This is a genomic window from Lacibacter sp. MH-610 (assembly GCF_045780045.1).
In the GTDB taxonomy this organism is placed as follows: Bacteria; Bacteroidota; Bacteroidia; order Chitinophagales; family Chitinophagaceae; genus Lacibacter.
The window spans coordinates 2,652,009-2,674,719 of record NZ_CP116002.1 but is presented as its reverse complement, the minus strand read 5'-3'; the positions used below and the strand labels follow the sequence as shown (position 1 = coordinate 2,674,719).

Annotated in this window: 21 protein-coding genes; 8 read left to right on the top strand and 13 right to left on the bottom strand. The window is 41.5% G+C overall.

Going from position 1 to position 22,711, the window contains the following annotated elements; all coding sequences use genetic code 11:
- Positions 1-46: 46 nt before the first annotated feature.
- Positions 47-499 carry a hypothetical protein gene (locus PDL71_RS12370; protein WP_407521449.1) on the top strand — a complete coding sequence of 151 codons (453 nt, stop codon included), beginning with the start codon at positions 47-49 and terminating at the stop codon, positions 497-499.
- Here the strand turns inward: PDL71_RS12370 and panB are convergent.
- The 7 genes from panB to panC form a co-directional block, all read right to left on the bottom strand.
- Positions 450-1,265 (bottom strand): 3-methyl-2-oxobutanoate hydroxymethyltransferase, encoded by an 816-nt coding sequence (gene panB, locus PDL71_RS12365; RefSeq protein ID WP_407521447.1) that lies wholly within the window; start codon positions 1,263-1,265, stop codon positions 450-452. The two genes, PDL71_RS12370 and panB, sit on opposite strands and share 50 nt — an antisense overlap.
- A 27-nt stretch (positions 1,266-1,292) precedes the next feature.
- Complete coding sequence (locus PDL71_RS12360) at positions 1,293-2,192, bottom strand: exopolyphosphatase (RefSeq protein ID WP_407521445.1); 900 nt, start codon at positions 2,190-2,192, stop codon at positions 1,293-1,295.
- Positions 2,173-4,278 (bottom strand): polyphosphate kinase 1, encoded by a 2,106-nt coding sequence (ppk1, locus tag PDL71_RS12355; RefSeq protein ID WP_407521443.1) that lies wholly within the window; start codon positions 4,276-4,278, stop codon positions 2,173-2,175. The genes PDL71_RS12360 and ppk1 overlap by 20 nt, the downstream gene beginning before the upstream one ends.
- A 68-nt stretch (positions 4,279-4,346) precedes the next feature.
- Positions 4,347-4,838, bottom strand: coding sequence for a D-glycero-beta-D-manno-heptose 1-phosphate adenylyltransferase (gene rfaE2 / locus PDL71_RS12350; RefSeq protein WP_407521441.1), 492 nt, complete (start codon positions 4,836-4,838; stop codon positions 4,347-4,349).
- Positions 4,839-4,848: 10 nt separating this feature from the next.
- Positions 4,849-5,868, bottom strand: a complete 1,020-nt coding sequence (locus PDL71_RS12345; RefSeq protein ID WP_407521439.1) for a lysylphosphatidylglycerol synthase transmembrane domain-containing protein — start codon at positions 5,866-5,868, stop codon at positions 4,849-4,851.
- A 16-nt stretch (positions 5,869-5,884) separates the two neighbouring features.
- Complete coding sequence (panD, locus tag PDL71_RS12340) at positions 5,885-6,229, bottom strand: aspartate 1-decarboxylase (protein ID WP_407521437.1); 345 nt, start codon at positions 6,227-6,229, stop codon at positions 5,885-5,887.
- A 35-nt stretch (positions 6,230-6,264) separates the two neighbouring features.
- The gene (panC, locus tag PDL71_RS12335) at positions 6,265-7,119 is read right to left on the bottom strand and encodes a pantoate--beta-alanine ligase (protein ID WP_407521435.1); all 855 of its coding nucleotides are present in this window, start codon (positions 7,117-7,119) and stop codon (positions 6,265-6,267) included.
- Between the two features lie 109 nt (positions 7,120-7,228).
- Here panC and PDL71_RS12330 point away from each other — a divergent pair, with 109 nt between their 5' ends.
- The 4 genes from PDL71_RS12330 to rlmB all read left to right on the top strand — a co-directional run bounded on the left by PDL71_RS12330 (position 7,229) and on the right by rlmB (position 11,714).
- The gene (locus PDL71_RS12330) at positions 7,229-8,047 is read left to right on the top strand and encodes a glycogen/starch synthase (protein ID WP_407521433.1); all 819 of its coding nucleotides are present in this window, start codon (positions 7,229-7,231) and stop codon (positions 8,045-8,047) included.
- 12 nt (positions 8,048-8,059) lie between these two features.
- Positions 8,060-9,565 carry a DUF4270 family protein gene (locus PDL71_RS12325; RefSeq protein ID WP_407521431.1) on the top strand — a complete coding sequence of 502 codons (1,506 nt, stop codon included), beginning with the start codon at positions 8,060-8,062 and terminating at the stop codon, positions 9,563-9,565.
- A 58-nt stretch (positions 9,566-9,623) separates the two neighbouring features.
- Positions 9,624-10,880 carry a methionine adenosyltransferase gene (metK, locus tag PDL71_RS12320; RefSeq protein ID WP_407521429.1) on the top strand — a complete coding sequence of 419 codons (1,257 nt, stop codon included), beginning with the start codon at positions 9,624-9,626 and terminating at the stop codon, positions 10,878-10,880.
- Between the two features lie 69 nt (positions 10,881-10,949).
- On the top strand, positions 10,950-11,714 hold the full coding sequence (gene rlmB, locus PDL71_RS12315; RefSeq protein WP_407521427.1) for a 23S rRNA (guanosine(2251)-2'-O)-methyltransferase RlmB: 765 nt from the start codon (positions 10,950-10,952) through the stop codon (positions 11,712-11,714).
- An 11-nt stretch (positions 11,715-11,725) separates the two neighbouring features.
- Here rlmB and PDL71_RS12310 read toward each other — a convergent pair whose 3' ends face one another.
- Positions 11,726-12,169, bottom strand: coding sequence for a hypothetical protein (locus PDL71_RS12310; protein WP_407521425.1), 444 nt, complete (start codon positions 12,167-12,169; stop codon positions 11,726-11,728).
- A gap of 355 nt (positions 12,170-12,524) precedes the next feature.
- Between PDL71_RS12310 and PDL71_RS12305 the strand changes: the two genes are divergently transcribed.
- The gene (locus PDL71_RS12305) at positions 12,525-13,391 is read left to right on the top strand and encodes a hydroxymethylglutaryl-CoA lyase (protein ID WP_407521423.1); all 867 of its coding nucleotides are present in this window, start codon (positions 12,525-12,527) and stop codon (positions 13,389-13,391) included.
- Entirely contained in the window at positions 13,388-14,365 is a 978-nt protein-coding gene (locus tag PDL71_RS12300; RefSeq protein ID WP_407521421.1) for a GSCFA domain-containing protein, read from the top strand. The genes PDL71_RS12305 and PDL71_RS12300 overlap by 4 nt, the downstream gene beginning before the upstream one ends.
- 39 nt (positions 14,366-14,404) lie before the next feature.
- Here PDL71_RS12300 and PDL71_RS12295 read toward each other — a convergent pair whose 3' ends face one another.
- The 4 genes from PDL71_RS12295 to PDL71_RS12280 all read right to left on the bottom strand — a co-directional run bounded on the left by PDL71_RS12295 (position 14,405) and on the right by PDL71_RS12280 (position 20,076).
- Positions 14,405-15,004, bottom strand: a complete 600-nt coding sequence (locus tag PDL71_RS12295; protein WP_407521419.1) for an HD domain-containing protein — start codon at positions 15,002-15,004, stop codon at positions 14,405-14,407.
- Between the two features lie 99 nt (positions 15,005-15,103).
- On the bottom strand, positions 15,104-16,369 hold the full coding sequence (locus tag PDL71_RS12290; RefSeq protein WP_407521417.1) for a tetratricopeptide repeat protein: 1,266 nt from the start codon (positions 16,367-16,369) through the stop codon (positions 15,104-15,106).
- Between the two features lie 33 nt (positions 16,370-16,402).
- A complete protein-coding gene (gene gyrA, locus PDL71_RS12285) occupies positions 16,403-18,991 on the bottom strand; it encodes a DNA gyrase subunit A (RefSeq protein WP_407521415.1) in 2,589 nt (862 codons plus the stop codon).
- A 194-nt stretch (positions 18,992-19,185) separates the two neighbouring features.
- Entirely contained in the window at positions 19,186-20,076 is an 891-nt protein-coding gene (locus tag PDL71_RS12280) for a DUF6089 family protein (RefSeq protein ID WP_407521413.1), read from the bottom strand.
- A 68-nt stretch (positions 20,077-20,144) separates the two neighbouring features.
- On the opposite strand from PDL71_RS12280, the gene PDL71_RS12275 reads away from it, so the two are divergent.
- Positions 20,145-21,236: a tryptophan 2,3-dioxygenase family protein gene (locus tag PDL71_RS12275; RefSeq protein ID WP_407521411.1), complete on the top strand. Its 1,092-nt coding sequence runs from the start codon at positions 20,145-20,147 to the stop codon at positions 21,234-21,236.
- A 114-nt stretch (positions 21,237-21,350) separates the two neighbouring features.
- Here the strand turns inward: PDL71_RS12275 and PDL71_RS12270 are convergent, their stop codons facing one another.
- A complete protein-coding gene (locus PDL71_RS12270; RefSeq protein WP_407521409.1) occupies positions 21,351-22,709 on the bottom strand; it encodes an alpha-amylase family glycosyl hydrolase in 1,359 nt (452 codons plus the stop codon).
- Positions 22,710-22,711 lie beyond the last annotated feature (2 nt).

Sequence of the window (22,711 nt, the reverse complement as noted above, 5' to 3'; positions counted from 1 at the left end):
GTCTTATTAACAGCGACTCTATTCCAAATCCTGAAAACTACAGCGTATGAAAAAAATAATACTCTGTTTCTTTTACATTTTGCTTTTCTGCCAACTGATACCGGCACAAAAAACAAAGCAATTGCGGTATGTACCTACCCTAAAAGCAGATTCATCTTTTACTAAAGGAAATTATGAATGCGAAGTGCTGCAACTCACCAATCAAAACAGAAGCACGGGCATTATGATTGTATTAGTGGAGAAAGGCGAAGAGAAAATGCACCGGAACCAACTCCGCAGCAATTATCTTTTTAAACGTGAACGTATGTATCTCCGCACCGTGTTTTTTGCCGAAGTGGAAGTGCTGGAGCGTATCAATGTTGTTACAGATGTAAGTGCTTTGCTGCAACGTTTGAAAAAAGATTATTACCAACCCCAGTTATGGAGTGTGCTTCGTACGGATGCTTTTTTCAGTACTGCTCCTCAGCGTTCGGGAAATCTTTACGCTTTACATCGCTGATGTACTGCTGCACCGCACCGGTAATCTGTTCATGAAGATTTAAATACTGACGGAGAAATCTCGGCTTAAATTCTGTGTTGATGCCCAGCATATCATGCATTACCAATACCTGGCCGTTGCAAAAAACACCTGCCCCAATTCCAATTGTAGGTATCAACAAGCTTTCTGAAACTTCCTTTGCAAGTTGGGCCGGAATTTTTTCCAGTACCATTCCAAAACAACCTGCCTGCTGCAACAGTAATGCATCATTTTTTAATTTGGCAGCTTCCGCTTCTTCTTTGGCCCGTACCGTATAGGTTCCGAATTTGTAGATGCTTTGTGGAGTAAGACCAAGATGTCCCATTACCGGAATACCCGCAGCTACAATTTTTTTAATGGAATCAATAATTTCTTCACCGCCTTCCATTTTAACGGAATGGGCTCCTGTTTCTTTCATAATACGAATAGCGGAAGCAAGCGCTACATCGCTGTTTGACTGGTAAGTACCAAACGGAAGATCCACCACTACCAAACTTCTGTTAACGCCACGCACCACACTCTGTGCATGATAAATCATCTGCTCCAGTGTAATGGGTAAGGTGGTTTCATGCCCGGCCATTACATTGCTTGCACTATCGCCCACAAGTATTACATCAATACCTGCTGCATCAAAAATTTTTGCAAATGAAAAATCATAAGCGGTGATCATGGAAATGGGTTCACCGGCAGCTTTCATTTTCTGCAAGGTATTCGTCGTTACTTTTTTTACTTCTTTATGTATAGACATGGTAGTTAGTGATTGAATGATTAATGGCTAAACAACTTCTGCTTTTTTGGCTTTTACTTCTTCATACAACATATGCACCAGGCCATCGGCTAAACCTATTTTAGGAACATAGATTTCATCAATAGAAGCCCATCGCATTACGTTCACATAAATCTGAAGGGCCGGTACAATTACATCAGCACGGTCTTCTCTCAGTTTGTATTGTTTCATCCGTTCTTCTACTGAAAAACTGCTCATTTCCCGCAGGTAATCTCTCAGCATTTCAAGATAAAGAGGTTTTCCTTCTTTACGCTTGGATAAGGAAAACACTTTGTTGATATTACCACCGGAGCCGATTGCAATTACATCACTATGGCCCTTGGTGCCAAGCTTTATATAATCCTTCATTTCATCCCATTGCTTTTCTTCCACTAATCCTTTCAGCAAACGGATGGTGCCGATATTAAATGATTCTTTGAATTTGAGTTTTCCTTCTGCAAAAAAAGTAAGTTCAGTACTGCCGCCTCCCACATCAATGTACAGGTAGGAGTGTTCCTTATCTAAATTTTCAGCAATATGATTTTCGTAAATAAAGGATGCTTCTTCATCACCACTGATGATTTTTATATCCACACCTGTTTCCAGTTTTACCTTGCGGATAATGTCAGTTGCATTTTTTGCATCCCGCATGGCAGATGTGGCACATGCCTTAAGGTATTTTACATCATAGATGCTTAAGAGATGTTTGTAAGCCTTGATGGTTTCAACAACCTTATTGATTTTGGTTTTTGAAATTTCACCGGTTTCAAATACATCAAAACCTAAACGCAGGGGTACACGTACAAGGTTGAGTTTATTAAAAGTGAGTTCACCTTTTGCTTCTTCTGTAACTTCAGTAATGAGTAATCTTGCAGCGTTACTTCCAATATCAATGGCGGCCAGTTTCAAGTTGCTTCAGCGTTTTTTGATGCAGGTAATTATAAATTTCTACCTGGCTGCGTACTGATTTTCCTTTTTTACGTACGTATTGATTTTGCAGTTCGTTATCCAGTATCCTTGCTTTTTCATTATCCAGGAGCTGAATATTGAGGTAATCAATCAACTCCTGTTTAATGGCCGCATTGGTAATTTCAATGGCTGCTTCAATACGATGATCCAGGTTCCGTACCATCCAGTCCGCCGAAGATAAATAAACTTTCTCTTTGCCTTTGTTGTGAAATATCAACACCCGGCTGTGTTCCAGGTATTGGTCCACAATGCTGATGGCTTTTACCGGTGTCTTATATTTTTTATTATCGCTGTACAAACAATAAATACCACGAACTACTATTTGAACATTCACTCCTGCTTTGGCGGCGCCGGCCAGCATATCAATCATCTGTTGATCACTGAGGCTGTTCATTTTTACAGTAATAGAAGCAGGGTGGCCTTTCATGGCCTGTTTGATTTCTTCAAGCACCAGCTTTTTAAAATGAGTACGCATTCCTGTGGGGCATACCACCAGCGTTTTACATTGCCGCAACAACTTCATACGGCTGATAATGGGATGCTCCAGGTAACTGAAAATACGGTTGATGTCGGCCATTACATTACGGTTGGCCGTTAGCAGGCAATGATCTGCATATACTCTTGCTGTATCTTCATTGAGGTTACCCGTACTTACAAAACCATACTGAATCGTTTTGTTCTTCACCCGTTTTTTAATGGAACAGATTTTGGCATGAACTTTCATATTATTCACTCCGATGAGTACCCGCACACCTTCTTCTTCCAGTTTTTCTTTCCACTCCAGGTTGGCTTCTTCATCAAAACGGGCACGGAGTTCCAGCATCACTGTTACTTTCTTGCCATTGCGTGCTGCATTCACCAATGCATTAATCACTTTTGAATTATCAGCCAGCCGGTAAGCAGTGATTTTTATTTCCTGTACATGTTCATCCATTGCTGCTTCCCGCAGTAGTTCAATTACCGGATCAAAGGAGTGATAAGGGAAGTGTAAGAGAATATCCTGTCGTAGTACTTCATCACTTACCCGAATGGTTTTTTTAAGTACCGGGTGCTGAAATGGTTTTTTCCGTTCATGTTTTACGGTAAACACATCAGCAGGAAAATCCATAAAGTGGCGGAAGTTGTGAATACGGCCACCGGGAATCGTAGTGTCTCTTCTGGATAAATTCAAACGGCGGATTAAGTACTCCAGCAAACCTGCATCAATTTCTTTATCGTAAATAAAACGGGTAGGTTTTCCTTTTCTGCGGTTCTTTAATCCTTTTTGAATTTTTTGTACCAATCCTGTACTCACATCACTATCCATATCAATCTCCGCATCCTTGGTTACTTTAATGATATGAGCACTGTATTCATTGTAGCCCATAAATGCAAACAGTTTAGGCAAACAATGACGGATCACATCTTCCATAAGAATAATATGATGCGTGCCGGCAGGTGAAGGAAGTTTTACAAAGCGGTGTTTATTGCGTGCCGGTATTTCAATCAATGCATATTTCTTTTTATACGCATTGGAACTGCTGCTCATGGCTACTGCTAAATACAAAGAACGCTCCCGCAGGTAAGGTGGTTGCGGATTACTTTCAATCATGAGTGGTACCACTTCCTGCCGCAGTTGTTCATCAAAGAACAGCTCCACAAATTTTTTCTGTTCCCGGGAAAGTTGTTTTTCAGTGATGAGAAAAATCTTTTCCCGTTTGAGTTCCTGCTGCACCTGTTTCCAGATGCGGTTGAATTCATTTTGCTGCTGCAGTACGGTTTCCTGTATCTGCTCCAGTATTTGCTGTGGATTTTTTTCGAGATGTATTTTGCCCTTGATCTTACTGCCCAGTTCTGCCATACGTTTGAGCGTGGCCACTCGTACCCGGAAAAACTCATCAAGATTATTGGAAAAAATACCGAGAAAACGCACACGGTCTCTTAAGGAAACAGTAGGGTCATTGGCTTCCTGGAGTACACGGGCATTAAAGGAAAGCCAGCTGATATCTCTTGCAATGGTTTTACGTTTCATGGAAAGCTTCGTCATACTATTACTATGGCTGTAAAATAAGGAAGGGGAGTGTTACAGCAATATTAAGTTTTGATTGCCGGGTATTACAACTTACTGATCTTTTCTGCCAGACCTGTGGTTGATAGTCCGGGAATCAACGGAATGATTTCAACGCTGCCGCCATTGGCTATGACTTCTTTGGCTCCAACAATGGTATCAACGGTATAATCACCACCCTTTACCAACACATCGGGCATAACAGATTGTATCAATCGCAGCGGTGTTGGCTCATCAAACAAAACCACTGCATCTACCATTACTAATGAGGCGAGGAGCAGTGCCCGGTCCTGTTCTTTATTAATGGGTCGTCCTTCGCCTTTCAATCCACGGGTGCCGGCATCGGAGTTAAGACCAACAATCAATACATCAGCAAATGTTGCAGCCTGTGATAAAGAATGAATATGCCCTGCATGCACAATATCAAAACATCCGTTGGTAAAAGCAATGGTTTTACTTTGTAAGCGCCAGCGAAGCAATTGCGCCTGTAACCCGGCATTATCTAAGATTTTTGTTTCAATAAACTGAACGGCCTTCATATGCTTCAAATTAAGAAATTCCTGCGGCTCTTTTACGATTATAAACCGGTAAAATGATAATGCTGAACAAACCTCCCGCCAGCAACACAATAGTTTGAGCAATCCATAAAATCCATCCAAAAGCAAAAGAGATGGCTTCGTTAATATTGTATAACATGAGTATCTGCTGTACGATGTAATGATAGGCGCCAATACCTCCTTGTGTAGGCGCCAGCATACCAATGCTGCCGAACGACAGAATGGAAAATGCTTCCTTTACTCCGAGATGACTTACTTCCTGCAACGCATAAAAACCAATACGACAACCCAGCCAGTACATCGTCCAGATTAAAACTGAGTAAATAATAAAATTGGTTCTGTTTTTAATATAACGGATGCTTATGAGGCCGCTCCAGATACCTTTGACAAGGGTTTCAATTTTTGCAATCACCACATTATGCCTGAATTTTTTAAACAGGAACAACAGCAGCCATCCTCCAATCACAACTGCACCAATGAACAGGAGTAACTTTGTAACAGAAAATTGCCCGGAGTTGCTTTGTGCAATGTTCTGCAGTGCATTCCATGCGTATTCGCCCACGGTATCTACCTGTAATAAAATGGTGATGGTAATGGTGAGCATCAAACAAACTACATCTACAGCACGTTCTGCAACAATGGTACCAATGAGTTTATCCGGTGCTACTTTTTCATAACGGGCAAGGATGGTGCATTTTAATACTTCGCCCAGCCTTGGTACAGCCAGGTTAGCCAGGTAACCGATCATAACGGCATTAAACACATTAAACGTAGAAGGATGATAACCGAGCGGTTCCATTAAAATACGCCAGCGGAGTGCCCGCAGGTAATGGCTCAGCACCAGTACGCCGAACACAGGAATCAATAACCAGAATTTTGCATTTTGTAACGATTGCTCAATCTGTATCCATTGCTCAGGAGTTATTTTCCGGGCCATCCACCATACGAGTAATAAGCCTAACGAAAGGAACAGGGCAACTTGCAGAATGGTGAGAATGCGTTTACGGAGCATATGTGCAGATTGCAATCTACAGTTTATTCAATTCTTTTGGAAATACCAGCCAGGGTTTAAACTGTTTTGCTTCTTCAAAATGCATGGTGGCATACGAAATAATGATGACTACATCTCCTACAGCGCCTTGTCTTGCAGCAGGACCATTTAAACAACAAACACCACTGCCACGTTTTCCTTTGATCACATAAGTTTCCAGGCGGTTGCCGTTGTTTACGTTTACCACCTGCACTTTTTCATGTTCAATAATATTAGCTGCATCCATCAGGTCTTCATCAAGGGTTAAACTGCCAACATAATGCAGGTTAGCTTCTGTAATAGTAGCCCGGTGAATTTTTGATTTTAAAACTTCTATTTCCATGCTGCAAATGTAAATGCATTCAACGAATGCAATTGTTAAGGTGTAAGTATTGTATTATCAATAAGCCGGATCTCTCCCAGAAAAGCAGCAATCAAAGCAGTAAGACTTTGCCTTCCGTTCCAGGTATGGATGAGTTCAAGTGAAGAAGTATCAGCAATTTCTACATAATCAATTTTGAAACCTTTTTGCGCCAGCAGTTCAGAAGCTTGTTGTTTTATTGGTTGAAGTGGCCCGGGTTGAAGATTTTGTTTTATAAACTGAAGACACTCATAAATAGCAGGGGCTGTTTTACGTTGTTCTTCAGTTAGCCGGAGGTTACGGCTGCTCATGGCCAACCCATCCGCTTCACGAAGGGTAGGACAGGCATTAAATTGAATTGTTTGTTTCCATCCTTTCAGTTCAAGCAACCGTTTTACCACCATGCACTGCTGATAATCTTTCAAGCCCATAAACAAATGGTTGGGCAATACTATCGAAAGCAGACGGTCCATCACCATACAAACGCCCTGGAAATGGCCGGGTCTTGAACTGCCTTCCAATACCGTTTCCAGGAAACCAAGATCGTAATCAGTTCGCTGTTCTGTTCCCGATGGATACATCTCTGCTACTGAGGGCAGGAACAGGATATCGCAACCGGCCAGTTCCAGCATTTTGATGTCGGCAGCAATGGTGATGGGATATTTTTCAAAATCGGAAGGGTTGTTAAACTGGGTAGGGTTTACAAAAATGCTGGACAGGGTTTTATCACAGTGTTTCTTTGCAGCCTCCAGCAGGGATAAGTGGCCCCGGTGCAAGGCACCCATGGTGGGAGCAAAACCAATGGTTTGGCCCTTGTGTTTCAAATGAAGCAGGTAGCCCGAAAGCTGATCAACCGTATGAAATATGAGCATAGAACCCTGTTTTGTGGGTAATTGAAAGGCTTTACAGTCGGCCTTTTCGTTAAATTCCACTACCTTTGCACACCTCTTTAACAGGGTAATGATTTCTTAACAACAAGTAATGGTAGCAGCAAAGAAAAGAATTTTATTCATAGCCGGCGAAATGTCGCCCTACCTGGAAGAAACGGAGTTCTCATCAATCATCAACCAGTTAGCCATCAAATCAAACGACAGTGGATTGGAAGTTCGCTGTATCATGCCCCGTTTTGGCGTGATCAATGAACGCAGACATCGTTTACACGAAGTAGTACGTTTGAGCGGTATTAATGTGTCAGTTGATAATGATGATTATCCCTTGCAGATAAAAGTAGCTTCGCTGCCCAATGCAAGACTGCAGGTTTATTTCCTGGAGAACGAAGATTTCTTCAAACGCAAATTCATTTATCATGATGAAAATGAAAAGTGGTTTGAAGACAATGATCTCCGTACCATTTTCTTTTGCAAAGGCGCTCTTGAAACAGTTAAGAAATTCGGATGGCCTCCGGATATCATTCATTGCAGCGGCTGGATGACAGGGCTTATTCCTCTTTATCTCAAAACGGCTTATAAAAAGGAACCTGTTTTCGGAAACAGTAAACTGGTTTTCACAGTCGGACAGAATACCTTTAAAGAAAAGCTGGGTGCAAAGTTTTTGAAGCTGGCAAATATTCACGCCAATATTAAAGACAAAGACCTGGAACCTTACAAGGAGACTACTAACACCGCCATGTTCCGTGGTGGCGCCACCTATGCGGATGCCATTACTTTTGGTGCTGAAAAGACAGATAAAAAATTGTTAGAGGAGTTTTCAAAAGTGCGTGGTAAAAAAGTGTTACCCTTTAAGCCCGATGTTGATTTAACAGACTATATACAATTATATACCGACCTTTCGTCAAAATAATATTGCGACCGCATGATGCATTGTTTCAGTAAGGAAATGTTGAACCGCTTCAGCTTTTTATCCATTTTAATTATTGTTGTTTTTGCTATTAATAGTTGCACCAAGCTGGACAGCACCACGCTGGGCGGCGATTTAATTCCCGGCTCTGACCGCCTGGCTACTGATACATTGATGGTGCCGGTTACCACCACATCATTTATTGAAAATGATACTACCATCATTGATAAAACGGTACAGCATGTATTGGGTTATGTCAATGATCCCATGTTTGGTACCACTACTGCAGCTATGTATTTTCAAATGCTGCCCACGATTTACCCCTTTTCTTACCCGGTAGGTAAAGACAGTTTGTTTTTAGATTCTTTGGTATTATCACTTTCTTATAATGGCGCTTATGGTGATACAACAGCATCTACCACCATTAACGCTTACCGTATTACGGATCCTAATTTTAAACCGGCCCGTCGTTACCGTGTGAGTGAATCTGTTCAGTTTTCACCGGCAGATTTTTTAGGCAGCACAACAGTAAAGCCTACACAGATACGCAGAGGTTATAAGCTTGCGTTTAAAGGCGACAGTGTGTTTAATCAGTTAAGAATCCGTTTGGATGATGCTTTGGGTACCGCACTTTTGAAAGAAAGTACAACCACAGGCTTTTTAAGAAATGATTCCGCTTTCAAAGCATACCTTAACGGTATTGCATTGGTGGCTGATTCCACTACCTCCGGCAGTGTGTTAAATTATTTCCTGCTCAATCATCCTAATTCAAGATTGAATCTTTACTACCGTTACCGTAAAACAGATGGTACACTTGATACAACAGGTACTGTATTTACTTTTGTGCCTGATACCATCCGTAGTGCCAGTGCCAATAAAATTCACCGTAATTATAACGGCAGCACGGCACAGCCTGTTTTGCTCAGTTCAAGCCCTAATTCTTTAGCTTATTTGCAAACAGCACCGGGTACGGCTGTTACTGTAAAAGCCCCCGGCATTAATACCGTAGCAGGAAAGAACTATATCATTCACCGTGCAGAACTGGTAGTTCGCCAGGTTTATGCCGGTCCGCTTTCCATTGAAAATGCGTTTGTACAACCCAATCTGCATTTGTACACCGTTGGAGCCGATGGAAAAAATGCGCCTATTCCGTTTGATAGCGCCAGTTATTACATTCCATCTTCTTTTGATTTCAACCGTAATGTTTTTGCACACAACATTCTTGAAACTTATACCGGAGGTGAACCTAATTTCTTCAATGATGCTTCCGGAAACCGGGTAGGCGAATATCGTATGAACATTACAAGGTTCATCCAGAATATTGCAAATGGAAAAGCTACCTTACGGGATTTCAGATTAGCTGCTCCTTATTTTGCACAATTCAGAGCACCTGAAAATTTTACCTTTAACGTTTCAAGTTCCGTTAGTATCAATCCTATCAGTTACGGAAGGTTACAGGTAGGAGGGGGCTCTCACCCGCAATACCCTATGTTTGTTCGTATTTATTACTCCAAACAATAAAGATTGAATGAGTCAGGCCCTTATCTTTGCGCCTGTTAAAAAACCCTAAATCAATACTATGCCTTATTTATTTACATCAGAAAGTGTTTCTGAAGGACATCCTGATAAAGTAGCTGACCTGATCAGTGATGCATTAATTGATAATTTCCTTGCGTTCGATCCCCAATCAAAAGTAGCCTGCGAAACATTGGTTACTACCGGCCAGGTAGTTTTAGCCGGTGAAGTAAAATCAAAAGCTTATTTAGACGTGCAGGATATTGCACGTGGTGTAATTAAGAAAATCGGTTATACCAAGAGTGAATATATGTTTGAAGCCAACTCCTGTGGTGTACTCAGTGCTATTCATGAGCAGAGCGCTGATATCAACCAGGGTGTTGACCGTAAGAAGAAAGAAGAACAGGGTGCCGGCGACCAGGGTATGATGTTTGGCTATGCTACTAATGAAACAGAGCATTACATGCCGCTGGCATTGGATTTAGCTCACAACCTCTTGATAGAGTTGGCTGCTATCCGTCGTGAAAAGAATTCCAAAATGCCTTACTTGCGTCCGGATGCAAAGAGCCAGGTAACATTGGAATATGATGATAATAACCGCCCTGTTCGTATTGATGCGATTGTAATCTCTACCCAGCACGACGATTTTGATTCTGAAGCAAAAATGCTGGCGAAGATTAAGGCTGATGTGATCAACATCCTTATCCCACGCATCAAATCAAAGTATAAGAAATACGCAAAGCTGTTTAACAGCGATATTAAATATCATATTAATCCCACCGGTAAGTTTGTAATTGGTGGTCCGCACGGTGATACAGGCTTAACCGGCCGTAAGATCATTGTGGATACTTATGGTGGTAAAGGTGCACATGGCGGTGGCGCTTTCAGCGGTAAAGATCCTTCAAAAGTTGACCGTAGTGCTGCTTATGCTACCCGTCATATTGCAAAGAACCTGGTTGCTGCCGGACTGTGTGATGAGGTGTTGGTACAGGTTTCTTATGCCATCGGTGTAGCAAAACCAACCTCTATCAACGTAAATACGTATGGTACTGCTAAAGTGGATATGACTGATGGTGAAATTGCAAGAATTGTAGAAGGCATTTTTGATATGCGTCCTTACTTTATTGAGCAACGCCTGAAATTGCGTAACCCAATCTATAGTGAAACAGCAGCATATGGACATATGGGCCGTGTACCGCAGGTAGTTGAAAAAACATTCAGAAGCCCCGATGGTAAAGAGAAGAAAGTGAAAGTGGAATTGTTTACCTGGGAAAAACTGGATTACGTAAACAAAGTAAAAAAAGCGTTTGGTTTAAAATAAACCGAGCATGAGAAAAGAGAAGCCCGTACTTGTAAGTGCGGGTTTTCTTTTTTATGTTTCTTTGCAGCAATGAAGCAGTTCCGGCAAAAACAGTCAAGGCCCAAAAAATCATCACTTATTATTGGCAAAATTCCAGTGCTCACTGCCTTGCAGGAAGGCAAGGAGTTGGAACGGATTTTTATACAGAATAACCTGCATGGTGATGTAGCGGAAGAAATTAAAAGAGCAGCCTTAAAGCATAATGTGCCGGTAAACAAAGTGCCGGTTGAAAAATTGAATTCCTTCAATGTGGCCAATCATGAAGGTGTGGTGGCGCTGATTTCCAAAGTACAATACCAGGATTTGCAGAATGTGATTTCCTTTATTACTGAAAAAGGGGATGCGCCGTTATTGCTGATGCTGGATGGAATCACAGATATCCGCAATATTGGTGGTATTGCCCGTACGGCTTACTGCTGCGGCGTGCATGCCATTATCATTCCTGAAAAAGGAGTGGGGGCTTTAAATGAAGATGCCATTCTTACAAGTGCAGGTGCGTTGGAGAAAATAGCCGTATGCAGAGTTAATAGTTTAATGAAAGCAGTTGATGATCTGCATTTGAATGGCATTAAAGTTTATGCCAGTGAAATGACTGCTTCAACCACGATTGATAAAGTTGATTTTGCAGAACCTTGTTGTGTTGTAATGGGCGGAGAGGAGAACGGTATTTATCCGGCACTAATGAAAATATGTGATGACAAAATTAAAATACCCATGAAGGGGGACTTTGAAAGTTTAAACGTATCTGTAGCAACCGGAATGATTTTGTATGAAGCGATGAAACAAAGAGGATAGAAAATGCTTTCTTAAAACTTGATTGAAACCCCAAAAGAGTTTAGCGTAATATTTGACTGAAATCTTTCATCAAATAAAACCGTTTCTGAACGGTATATTAATTTTACTTTTTTAAGTTTAGAACTGGAATTAAGTATCATTGGAATACTGGCTGCTACAGCAGCTAATCCTCCAAGAGCAAACTTAATTGCATTGTCCTGTTTTCTTCGATTTTCAATTTCTTCTTGTGTTGGTGTTCTGAATATATATGTAGTCATATCCTTTGGATAAGAAGCAGCAGAAATTGCAACAGTAGTTAATCCAACTCCAAAAACAGTCCATGAAATCGCATTGTAAGTTTTAGCTTTTTTTAATTTCAATTGTTCCTGTATAAAACTTTTCTTGATTGAAGTATCAGTTTGGGCAAATGTATTTAGTGAAACCAAAATGAATAAAATAAAAATGATTCTTTTCATTTTTGTAAGTTTTAAGATAACTTAATAAGCATTAAAAAATCAGTCGGTTAACTCAAGAACAGTATGATACCCGATGTTGATTTGAATATTTTTTTATAGTACTGATTACATCTTTTTTTAGAGTTGTAATTCAATCGGTTTATAATTAGGAAGGGTATCTTCTTTTTTGAGGCAGAGGTAAATTACATATTGTGCTAAAAAATAGTCATTTTGCTGCGTATTTTTGATTTTAGTATAGATAAATCTAAAAAAATCCTAATCCAATTCATAACTTTTTTTAAATGAATTTAACTTTAATGTCTCGTCTGTTAGGAAAATTCCAAAAAAGGAGGAATGGCTGTCCTAACTTTGAAGTATGAAGTCTGAAAAGCAACTAAAACTTATTGAATGCCCCCGTGATGCTATGCAGGGGTGGAAAACATTTATACCAACAGAACAGAAAGTTGAATATATCAATAGTTTGTTGCAGGTAGGATTTGATACGATTGATTTCGGCAGTTTTGTTTCGCCTAAGGCTATTCCGCAAATGGCGGATACCAAAGAAGTGATATCAAGGCTTAAGGTACAAGATTCAAGAAGTAAACTACTTGCCATTATTGCTAATGAGCGTGGGGCTGATGATGCCGTAGTGTATGATGAAATCACTTATCTCGGCTTTCCGTTTTCTGTTTCTGAAACCTTTCAGCAACGTAATACCAACAGCAGTATTACTGAATCTTTAAAACGTGTAGAGAGTATACAGGAGCTTTGCGTTAAAAATCAAAAGCAGCTCGTCGTTTATCTGTCCATGGGTTTTGGTAATCCTTATGGAGATGAGTGGACCAGGGAGATTGTTTTTAATTGGGCAAAGAAACTGGCAGCGATGGATATTAAAATCATTTCCATTGCTGATACTGTTGGCTTGGCTACACCTGAACAGGTAAATGAAATTACCTCTTACCTGGTAAAGGAATTAAAAGGTGTGGAAGTAGGTGTTCATTTACATTCTTCAGCTGCCAACCGCATTGAAAAGTTAGAGGCAGCGCTCAACAGCGGTTGCCTTCGGTTTGACGGCGCCTTAAAAGGCATTGGCGGTTGCCCCATGGCCGATGATGAACTGGTGGGTAATATGAACACCGAAATAATGATTGCTTATTTTGATAAACAGAATCTCCTTCAGCACATCAATAAAGAAGCCCTTGCCCAAAGTCTGCAACTTGCGGCCCGTATCTTTGTGTCATGAACTTTTTCAGCAATATTGATATCAAGCCTTTACCTCAATCCATTAGCTATAAGGACACGATTATGCTTATGGGAAGTTGCTTTACAGAGCATATTGGCAACAAACTGCAGGATTTGAAATTCAATGTGTTGCAAAATCCAAACGGTATTTTATTTGAAACAGCAAGTGTGTGCCGGAGTCTGAACAATTATCTTGATAATAAACAATATAAAGCGGAAGATTTACAGCAGTTCAATGAGTTGTGGTTGAGCTGGGATCATCACAGCCGTTTCAGCCATCCTCAACCAGAGCAGTCTTTGAATGGCATTAATCAATCGCAGCAGCAGGCACATGCGTTTATAAAGGAGGCAGACTGGCTCATCATTACACTGGGTTCATCCTTTGTATATCGTTTAAAAGAAAGTAACTCGTTTGTGGCCAACTGCCATAAAGCCCCGGGAACCTGGTTTGAAAAATACCTGATCCCGATTTCAGAGCAAATAGAATTGCTGGATAATACCATTCACCGTTTGTTTTACAGCAATCCCAAGCTCAAGATCATTTTCACCATCAGCCCGGTGCGGCATTTAAGGGATGGCGTGGTGGATAATAACCGCAGCAAGGCCCGGTTGATTGAAACCGTGCATCACCTGGTGAACAAATTTGACCGGCTGTTTTATTTCCCGGCTTATGAACTGGTAATAGACGTGTTAAGAGATTACCGCTTTTATGATATTGACCTGGCGCATCCCAATTATGCAGCTACACAATTTGTGATGGAACATTTTGCCGCCTATGCTTTTGATGAACCTACGCAAAATTTGATGAAAGAAATTAAACAGTTGGTTACCGCAAGAAATCACAAGCCCTTTCACCCGGGATCGAATCAGCATCAGCAGTTTCTGAAGCAACATTATGCAAAGGCAGAGGCGCTGTCGAAAGCCCATCCGGCTCTTGACCTGAGCGCTGAGTTGAGTTACTTTAAGGTTGAATAATTTATCGTATAATTAACCTTATGTTAAATAGAGTATTTTCTATTTCAGTTCCGCTTGCCTGTTAATGATATACGGAACCAGTTCATCAAACTGCAGACCTGCCCTGTTCAGTGCATCCATCACTTCTTCTCTGTTCACGCCTGCTGCAAAGCTTTTTTCTTTAAAACGTTTCTTCACGCCTTTCAGCTCCATACCTGCATAACCTTCCGGGCGCATTAAACTGTAAGCATGAATGAGTCCGCTCAGCTCATCAAAGGCATACAGCATCCGGTCCATCCTGGTAACCGGCTCTACTCCAAAATGATTCGGCCCATGGCTGGCAATGGCCCTTATGATTTCCGGGTCTACATTCCGGGCTTCCAGTTCTTCGATAATCTTTTTGCAGTGCAGCTCGGGCCATTGGTCCCAATCTGCATCATGCAGCAGCCCGGCCATTTCCCAACGCCATTGATCGGTCTCCTTGAGTCCTTCTTTTTCAGCCGCCCAACATTTCATTAAATGAGCTACCTGGCGCATGTGCAATTGCAGCCGTTCATTTTTTACCCATTCCGTCATAAGCCCATAAGCTTCCTCACGGCTTAAAACAATTCCTTTGTTTTGAGGGTTACCAAATTCAGTTCTGTTCAGTTGTAAACTCATAGTTCTTCAATTGATTGCGGTTGTTCAAAAAAACCGAATGTACAAAAAGAAAGGTTGCTTCAACTGAAGCAACCTTTCGCAATTGAATGATTTTAAAAATTATCCGTTTAGGGCATCATATTTCTTTTGATAAGCTTTTTCTTTTTCAGTGTTACCAATAAAACGGTAAGCTTCTGTTAAGAGGTACAGCGTGTTTTTATACTCATTCTTCTGGCGACGGTCTTTCATTAATTCTGCCTGGTTCATTCCTTCAAAAAGAGCAAGTGCACTTTCCAGGTTAGGAATGCTCTCCTTCATACGGGTCTCCATTTTGGCTTTCAGATCATTTTTCTTCTGTGTATCAGCCGGTGTAGTACCCTTGATGGTTTTGAGTTCATCCTGCATATTAGCTGCGTCGTTAAAATAAACTTTACCTAAGAGCAGGAACGCATCCGGCTTCTTGCTATCTGTTTGGATGCATGTCTTTAACTCTGAAATGATTTTATCAAAGTAGGTTCCTTTTTGATCAGCCGGCGCTTTCTGGTCCATAAACAACCAGTTAAACATTTCAGCGGCATAGTCAAAACGCATATCGTAGTCCTTAGCGTCTTTAGATAAAACAGCTTCATATTTCTTAAACAACTCCGGTCCTACGCCATTCTTACGCTCACGGTCAAGATCCAGTTTATCATAGTAAGTATCATTGGGATACAAACGACGGCCTGTGTTGGCATACTTCTGTGCTTTCTCAAAATCTTTCTTGGAATCGTAATGATAAGTTACATAACGGTAGCAAACATCATAACCTTCACCGCCTATTTCAGCATCACATATTTTCTGGAAAAAGCTGATGGCTTCATCCATTTTTTCAGCCTGCATGGCGGCAGCGCCTGCATAGTAGTATAAAACAGTGTCCACTTCGCTCAGCGCCCATTTATTTTTGAAAATAAAGCGACCCACTTTATCGGCTGCTTTATATTTTTCAAGCGCATTTACATAATCCTGTTTGTTATAAAAGTCGTTACCTTCTCTTTGTAACTCCAGGTAGCTATCAAAAACGGGATAGCTGCGAAGCGTCATATAAGTTTCAGTTTGTTTGGGATCCAGTTCCATTGCTTTTTGAAAAGCTTCATAAGCTTGAATCCAAACATCCTGAATGCTTCCTTTTAAAGCAGCATCTTTACCAAATTGACTGTAAACAAGTCCCTTGTAGTACCATGCTTCCCAGTTCTTTTGTTCTTTTTCATTTGCCAGCATCAGTTCAACGGCCTCTTTTGCTTTAGGCCAGTCTTTCTTGTCATAATAGTTACGAACTTTTTTAATGTCCTGCCCTGAAACATTTAAGGCAAAAACAAACGCAATCGCTGCAAAAAGAATCTGTTTCATCTTTGTTGTTTAATGTAAGAGAATAATTTTTATTTATTGATTTTCAGTCGGTTCATTTCCTTCGCCGGGACTTTCTCCACCTGGGGCATCTCCCGGTTGTTGTTCTTCATTACTGCCATTTACAGACTCTACCTCTTCTTCTTCTGCCACCTTTGTAATGGCTGCAATTTCATCACCTTCATCTACCCGAATCAATTTAACTCCCTGTGTGGCTCTTCCCTGTTCGCTGATCTGTGCCACACTCATACGGATGGTGATTCCATTGCGGCTGCTGATCATCAGGTCTTCTTTCTCCGTAACATCCAGAATACCCACCAGTGCTCCTGTTTTATCTGTTACGTTGATGGTTTTAACACCCTTTCCACCACGGTTGGTAAAACGGTATTCGCTTACAGCAGTTCGCTTACCATATCCTTTTTCACTTACTACCAGCACGGTTCTGGACGTGTCTTCTGCTTTTACACAAATCATACCAACCACTTCATCATTAGCGTCATCCACTTCAATACCCGCAACTCCGATAGCACCCCGACCGGTAGGTCTTACTTTTTCTTCAGGGAAACGGATGGCACGGCCACTCTTTACTGCCATCATGATTTCACTTTGACCGTCCGTCATCTTGGCTTCCAGCAATTGATCGCCTTCTACGATGGTAATTGCGTTCACACCGGTTGCACGACGTCTGCTAAAATCTTCCAAACTTGTTTTCTTGATGATGCCTTTACGGGTGCAAAGTACAATGTAATGATTCTTTACAAATTCCTCGTCATCCAGGTTGGGTACATCAATGATGGCTCTTACTTTATCATCGGGCGCCAGCTGCATCAGGTTTTGAATAGCACGACCCTTACTTGTTTTATCTCCTTCCGGAATTTCGTAACTCTTAAGCCAGTAACATCTTCCTTTTTCTGTAAAGAACAGGAGGGTGTGGTGGGTAGATGCTACAAACAGATGCTCAATAAAATCTTCTTCTCTTGTTTTGCTGCCCACAGCTCCCCTGCCGCCACGACGCTGCTGCCGGTACTCTGTTAAAGAAGTACGTTTTACATAGCCATGATGCGAAATGGTGATCACTACATCTTCTTCTTTGATGAGGTCTTCAATGCGTACTTCATCATCGAGGTAGGTGATTTCTGTTTTACGCTCATCGCCAAACTTTGCTTTGATCTCCAGTAATTCTGTTTTGATGAGGTCAAAACGCATCTGTTCATTATTGAGTAATTCGTTGAGGTGTGCAATCAACTGCATCAACTCATCATACTCCTGCTTTATTTTTTCACGCTCCATGCCGGTAAGGCGCTGAAGACGTAATTCTAAAATTGCTTTGGCCTGAATTTCATCCAATCCCCATCCTGCATTGATCAAACTTTCTTTTGCAATATCAGGTGTGGCAGAACTGCGGATGAGAGCAATCACTTCATCCAGATGATCCAGTGCAATTAAATAACCCTGTAAAATATGAGCACGCTCCTGTGCTTTACGTAATTCATATTTCGCCCTGCGAACCACCACCTCATGACGGAATTCTACAAACTCTGAAATCATATCTTTCAGGTTGAGAATTTTGGGTCGACCTTTTACCAGCGCTACGTTATTGATACCAAACGAAGTTTGCAACTCCGTGTATTTGTAAAGTTGATTGATGATAACGTTTGCTACAGCATCACGTCTCAGATCAACCACAATACGTGTTCCTTCTTTCTGGTTACTTTCATTGTTTACATGCACAATACCATCAATCACTTTATCATTTACCAGCTGACCAATCTTATCAGTTAACGCATCACGGTTTACCTGGTAGGGAACTTCTGTGATAATGATTTGTTCACGACCGCTGGTTTTGGTTTCCACCTGCATTTTACCACGGAGCACTACCCTTCCACGTCCGAAATGATACCCGGCTTTTATACCTTCCATTCCATAGATAGTTCCGGCAGTTGGAAAGTCTGGTGCTTTTACATGCTTCATCAATTCATCAATGGTAATCTCCCGGTTGTCAATGTACGCAACACAACCATCCAGCACTTCGCTGAGGTTATGCGGCATCATATTGGTAGCCATACCTACGGCAATACCACTGGAGCCATTTACTAAAAGCTGGGGAATGCGGGTGGGCAGTACAGTAGGTTCTTTTTCAGAATCATCAAAGTTGAGCTGAAAGTCCACTGTTTCTTTATCAATATCATCCATCATACTCTCCGCAATACGATCCATGCGTACCTCTGTGTAACGCATGGCGGCAGGTCCATCTCCATCCTGGTTACCAAAGTTACCCTGACCATCAATGAGTGTATAACGCATGCTCCATTCCTGCGCCATACGTACCATGGCATCATATACAGAGCTATCACCATGCGGGTGATATTTACCTAACACTTCACCCACCACCCTTGCACTCTTTTTATAAGCCTTATTGTACTGGAGATCCAGTTCATTCATGGCGAAAAGGATGCGGCGGTGTACGGGTTTTAAACCATCTCTTACATCAGGCAAAGCACGTCCAACGATTACACTCATGGAGTAATCGATGTACGCCGTTTTCATTTGTTCTTCAATGTTTACGGGAATGATACGGCCCTGGTTATTCTGACCGTTTTCCATTGTATTTTCAGTTTGATCCATATTATTTTTTGAAGGCCGCCAAAGATACCGAAATGAGCAGGGAAAACCCTTGAAAACAGCGGTTTATTTAGCCTGTTTTTTCAACAAAAAAAGGGCTGTTGTGGAAAAGAAATGGGGCAATAAATGGGAGGCATCAGAAAGAGAAAGACAGGCCGGTTAGGGTCCTGTTTTTTCTTGCAAAAAGGAGCTGTTTATCACCACACATTTGTAGGACAACCAAGCTTAGAGCGGTATTTTCTACCGGCGGCCCCACCTCCTGAAAAATTACTTCCCCCACCTTGTGAAAGACGGTAACTGATGCTCAGTCCCATGAAATAGTAATTGTCTTTAGCACTGCCGCCCCTGATGGTATTGTTGATGGGATAAGGATCTGTGGTATGATCCGGCAACTCCGGTGTACGGAATGCCATTTGAACGGCTAACGGACCTCTCTGTGTAAGCAAAGCATTCTGATCTACATAACGGCCACTTACATCATCAATATAGTCTGTAAATGTTATGCGGTAACTTATTTCAGCACCTGCGGTAATACGATCTGTTAACTTCATCCGCACACCTGCTCCCAACGGAACTGCCACCTGTGTAAGTTGATAAGGCTTTCTATCCGGAAAGCCTGTTAAGCCCTGCCCTTCTGTTGATAAGGGACGGAGAAATACTTTTTGTCCGCCGGCACTCACCGGTGCATATGCATAAGGGTTGAAATGAAACACGGCCACACCACCCATTACATAAGGTGAAAAGATGCGATCCTGCATTCCGAGGAAATGAAATTCAGCTGCCAGGTGCCCTTCCCATATATCGGATGCAAAACTCAGGTTGCGCAAACGACGTAATGTATTAGATTGATATTTATCCTGTGCATTCACCTGGGCATAATGCAAACCTGCCCGCAGCATCAGTTTGTTACTATATTCATAACTGCCCCACAGGCCTACGGTGAACAATGCCTGGTCAAACGTAAAACGCCTGCTTTGCAAATCACCGGCATAATTAGCAGTACCGCCAAAAAGCGAAAGATGTACATCCTGCGCATTTAATTGTGCTGACAACCAAAAGGCAAGAATCAGAAGTTTGAATTTTCTCATAGTAAGATGATAAACAAAAATAACGCCATAACCAACATCATACGTCAACAGAAGGCAAACATTGAAAAATGATTTACATTGCCGCACTTAATGATTGCGATATGAATACAGGTAACGGCCAATACTATCCTTCCTACTTACAGTTAGAAAAAATATTGGAAGCACAAGCTCCTTTAAGTTTTGCAGAAGGGCAAACACCGGCACATGATGAAATGCTCTTCATCATCATTCACCAGGCTTATGAATTATGGTTTAAACAGATTTTGTTTGAACTGGAGTTTGTGAAAAAAGTGTTCAGTAAAGAAAAGGTGGATGATAACAGTGAGGATCTCAACCTCTGCCGTCACCGTCTGCAGCGGGTGGTGCGGATTTTGGAATTGCTGAATCAGCAGATAACCATTCTTAATACGATGACGCCGCTGGACTTCCTGGAGTTCCGCAACCTGCTCACGCCTGCTTCCGGTTTTCAAAGCAAGCAGTTCCGTTTGATAGAAGCTACGCTGGGTTTGCAGATGGAAAAGCGTCATCATCATGATTATTACAAACGCACCAATGAAGGTGGTTTCACTCAAAAAGATTTTAATGAAATAGAATCTACTGAACATACTGAAAGCATTCTTCAGTTGGTAAACCGCTGGCTGGAGCGTATGCCTTTTTTTGATGAAAAGTATTGGACTGATTATAAAAAACTCAGCAATGAAGCTGTAAGCCTTTATCCTTTCTGGAATGATTACCGGTACCTGTATCAGCAAAGCTTAACAGAACGGGAATTGCACAAGCTGAAAGATTTTGATACACAATTCCTGGATGAATTACATATTGAGGCGGGCATGAGTGATAAAGCCATGCGGAGTGCTTTGTTTATTATGCTCTATCGTGATTTTCCGGTGTTTCAAACATCATTTCAGATTTTAGATACACTCATTGAGATCGATCATTGGTTGGCGGGCTGGCGCCATAAACATTATGTGATGGTGCGACGAATGATTGGTATGCGTGTAGGTACGGGTAACACCAGCGGTGCCGGGTATTTAGATGGTGCTGTGCAGCAACATTATATTTTTAAAGAATTGGCTTCGCTTTCAACGTATTTGATTGAACGTAGAAAGTTGCCGAAGTTGCCGGAGGAGTTGGTGAAGGCGTTGGGATTTGTGAGCTAGGAGATGAAAGGAGATAAAAAGAGTTGCTGATTGTTTAAATATTTATAATAAAGAGAGGGCTTATTTTTTTACGCCCTCTCTTTATTATCTCATTTCACTCTTTTATCTCTTAGCCTAATAACTATACACCGCATAGCCCCAAGGCGCCAATGCAAATTGTTGCCCATCCGTTAATTTTTCTTTCTTACCTCCAAATACATTATCAGCTTCACCACTAAACTCTCCTTTGATGGTTACTGTTTGAGGATTGGCAGAAAGATTTAATACTACCAATACTTTTCTGCCATTCTTTTCTCTTATGTATGCATATACCGCATCATCATTGGAAGAAACTAACTTTTTATAAGCAGCATCTACCGCCAATGCCGGATTGCTTTTACGTAACCCTAACAGTGTTTTGTAAAAAGCACTACGTTCAAACTTAGCAAAGGTGATGGTGTCTTTATAGAAAAAGGAAATACTATCTAAGAACGGTTCTTCCTGGCCGCTGTAGATGAGGGGCAATGTGTTTTTCCATGTCTGGCTCAATACAGCAAAGGGTGCATGAACAGCGCCGGGCATGGTTTCATAATCTGCTTTGTTCCAGCTGTTCTCATCATGGTTGCTGGTAAAATACATTTTAATGGCGCCGGGTACAAAGGTTTCTTCCAGTTTCATCAATGAAGTGTCCAGCAGTTTAGCACTGGCTTCACCTCTGGCTACTTTCTTCATCTTGGCAAAACCATCCCACCCATAACTGGCATTAAAGCCGGCATCATGAATCCATGCTACATCTGCTTCTGCCAGCATGAAAATATCGGGCTTTACTTTTTTCAATTCAGCAATGCAATGCTGCCAAAAACTTCTTGGCACTTCGCCTGCCACATCGCAACGGAAACCATCAATCTTTGTTTCCGTTAACCAATACTTCATGGCATTGATCATGCTGTCGTGCAACAATGGATTTTCAAAATTCAGATCTCTCGTATCACTCCAGTCAAACGCATAAGCCAGTGTGCCATCCGCTTTCTTTACAAAAAAATCAGGATTGCTTTTGATCCAGCGGTTATCAGCACCGGTATGATTGGCCACCCAGTCCGTAATTACTTTAAAGCCCAGCTCATGTGCTTTGTTTACCAGGTTCTTCCAATCCTCCAATGTTCCAAACTCAGGATTCACTGCGGTATAATCCTGCACCGCATAATAACTGCCCAGCTTTCCTTTACGGTCCACTTCGCTGATGGGTGTAATGGGCATAAACCACAATATCTCCACTCCCATTTCTTTCAACCTTGGCAAATGCGCTTCAAAGGCTTTAAAAGTTCCTTCAGGCGTGTATTGCCGCACATTCACTTCATAAATATTTGATTGAGCAATATAGGCGGGAAAATTACCGGCAGCATCCTGCTTGTTTTCTGCGTTGGGCATTTCTTTACAGGAACTCCACATAAGGCTGAGCGCTGTGGCGGCGTACAAGAGTTTTTGAATGGTCATAA

Excerpts from the sequence above, each read along its gene's own strand:
- rfaE2 (WP_407521441.1), bottom strand. The coding sequence starts at position 4,838 with ATGAAGGCCGTTCAGTTTATTGAAACAAAAATCTTAGATAATGCCGGG.
- PDL71_RS12270 (WP_407521409.1), bottom strand. The coding sequence starts at position 22,709 with ATGACCATTCAAAAACTCTTGTACGCCGCCACAGCGCTCAGCCTTATG.
- PDL71_RS12275 (WP_407521411.1), top strand. The coding sequence starts at position 20,145 with ATGATTTACATTGCCGCACTTAATGATTGCGATATGAATACAGGTAAC.
- PDL71_RS12290 (WP_407521417.1), bottom strand. The coding sequence starts at position 16,369 with ATGAAACAGATTCTTTTTGCAGCGATTGCGTTTGTTTTTGCCTTAAAT.
- PDL71_RS12295 (WP_407521419.1), bottom strand. The coding sequence starts at position 15,004 with ATGAGTTTACAACTGAACAGAACTGAATTTGGTAACCCTCAAAACAAA.
- panC (WP_407521435.1), bottom strand. The coding sequence starts at position 7,119 with ATGCTCATATTTCATACGGTTGATCAGCTTTCGGGCTACCTGCTTCAT.
- PDL71_RS12305 (WP_407521423.1), top strand. The coding sequence starts at position 12,525 with ATGAAGTCTGAAAAGCAACTAAAACTTATTGAATGCCCCCGTGATGCT.
- PDL71_RS12310 (WP_407521425.1), bottom strand. The coding sequence starts at position 12,169 with ATGAAAAGAATCATTTTTATTTTATTCATTTTGGTTTCACTAAATACA.
- metK (WP_407521429.1), top strand. The coding sequence starts at position 9,624 with ATGCCTTATTTATTTACATCAGAAAGTGTTTCTGAAGGACATCCTGAT.
- PDL71_RS12280 (WP_407521413.1), bottom strand. The coding sequence starts at position 20,076 with ATGAGAAAATTCAAACTTCTGATTCTTGCCTTTTGGTTGTCAGCACAA.
- rlmB (WP_407521427.1), top strand. The coding sequence starts at position 10,950 with ATGAAGCAGTTCCGGCAAAAACAGTCAAGGCCCAAAAAATCATCACTT.
- PDL71_RS12345 (WP_407521439.1), bottom strand. The coding sequence starts at position 5,868 with ATGCTCCGTAAACGCATTCTCACCATTCTGCAAGTTGCCCTGTTCCTT.
- PDL71_RS12325 (WP_407521431.1), top strand. The coding sequence starts at position 8,060 with ATGATGCATTGTTTCAGTAAGGAAATGTTGAACCGCTTCAGCTTTTTA.
- panB (WP_407521447.1), bottom strand. The coding sequence starts at position 1,265 with ATGTCTATACATAAAGAAGTAAAAAAAGTAACGACGAATACCTTGCAG.
- panD (WP_407521437.1), bottom strand. The coding sequence starts at position 6,229 with ATGGAAATAGAAGTTTTAAAATCAAAAATTCACCGGGCTACTATTACA.
- gyrA (WP_407521415.1), bottom strand. The coding sequence starts at position 18,991 with ATGGATCAAACTGAAAATACAATGGAAAACGGTCAGAATAACCAGGGC.
- ppk1 (WP_407521443.1), bottom strand. The coding sequence starts at position 4,278 with ATGACGAAGCTTTCCATGAAACGTAAAACCATTGCAAGAGATATCAGC.
- PDL71_RS12300 (WP_407521421.1), top strand. The coding sequence starts at position 13,388 with ATGAACTTTTTCAGCAATATTGATATCAAGCCTTTACCTCAATCCATT.
- PDL71_RS12330 (WP_407521433.1), top strand. The coding sequence starts at position 7,229 with ATGGTAGCAGCAAAGAAAAGAATTTTATTCATAGCCGGCGAAATGTCG.
- PDL71_RS12370 (WP_407521449.1), top strand. The coding sequence starts at position 47 with ATGAAAAAAATAATACTCTGTTTCTTTTACATTTTGCTTTTCTGCCAA.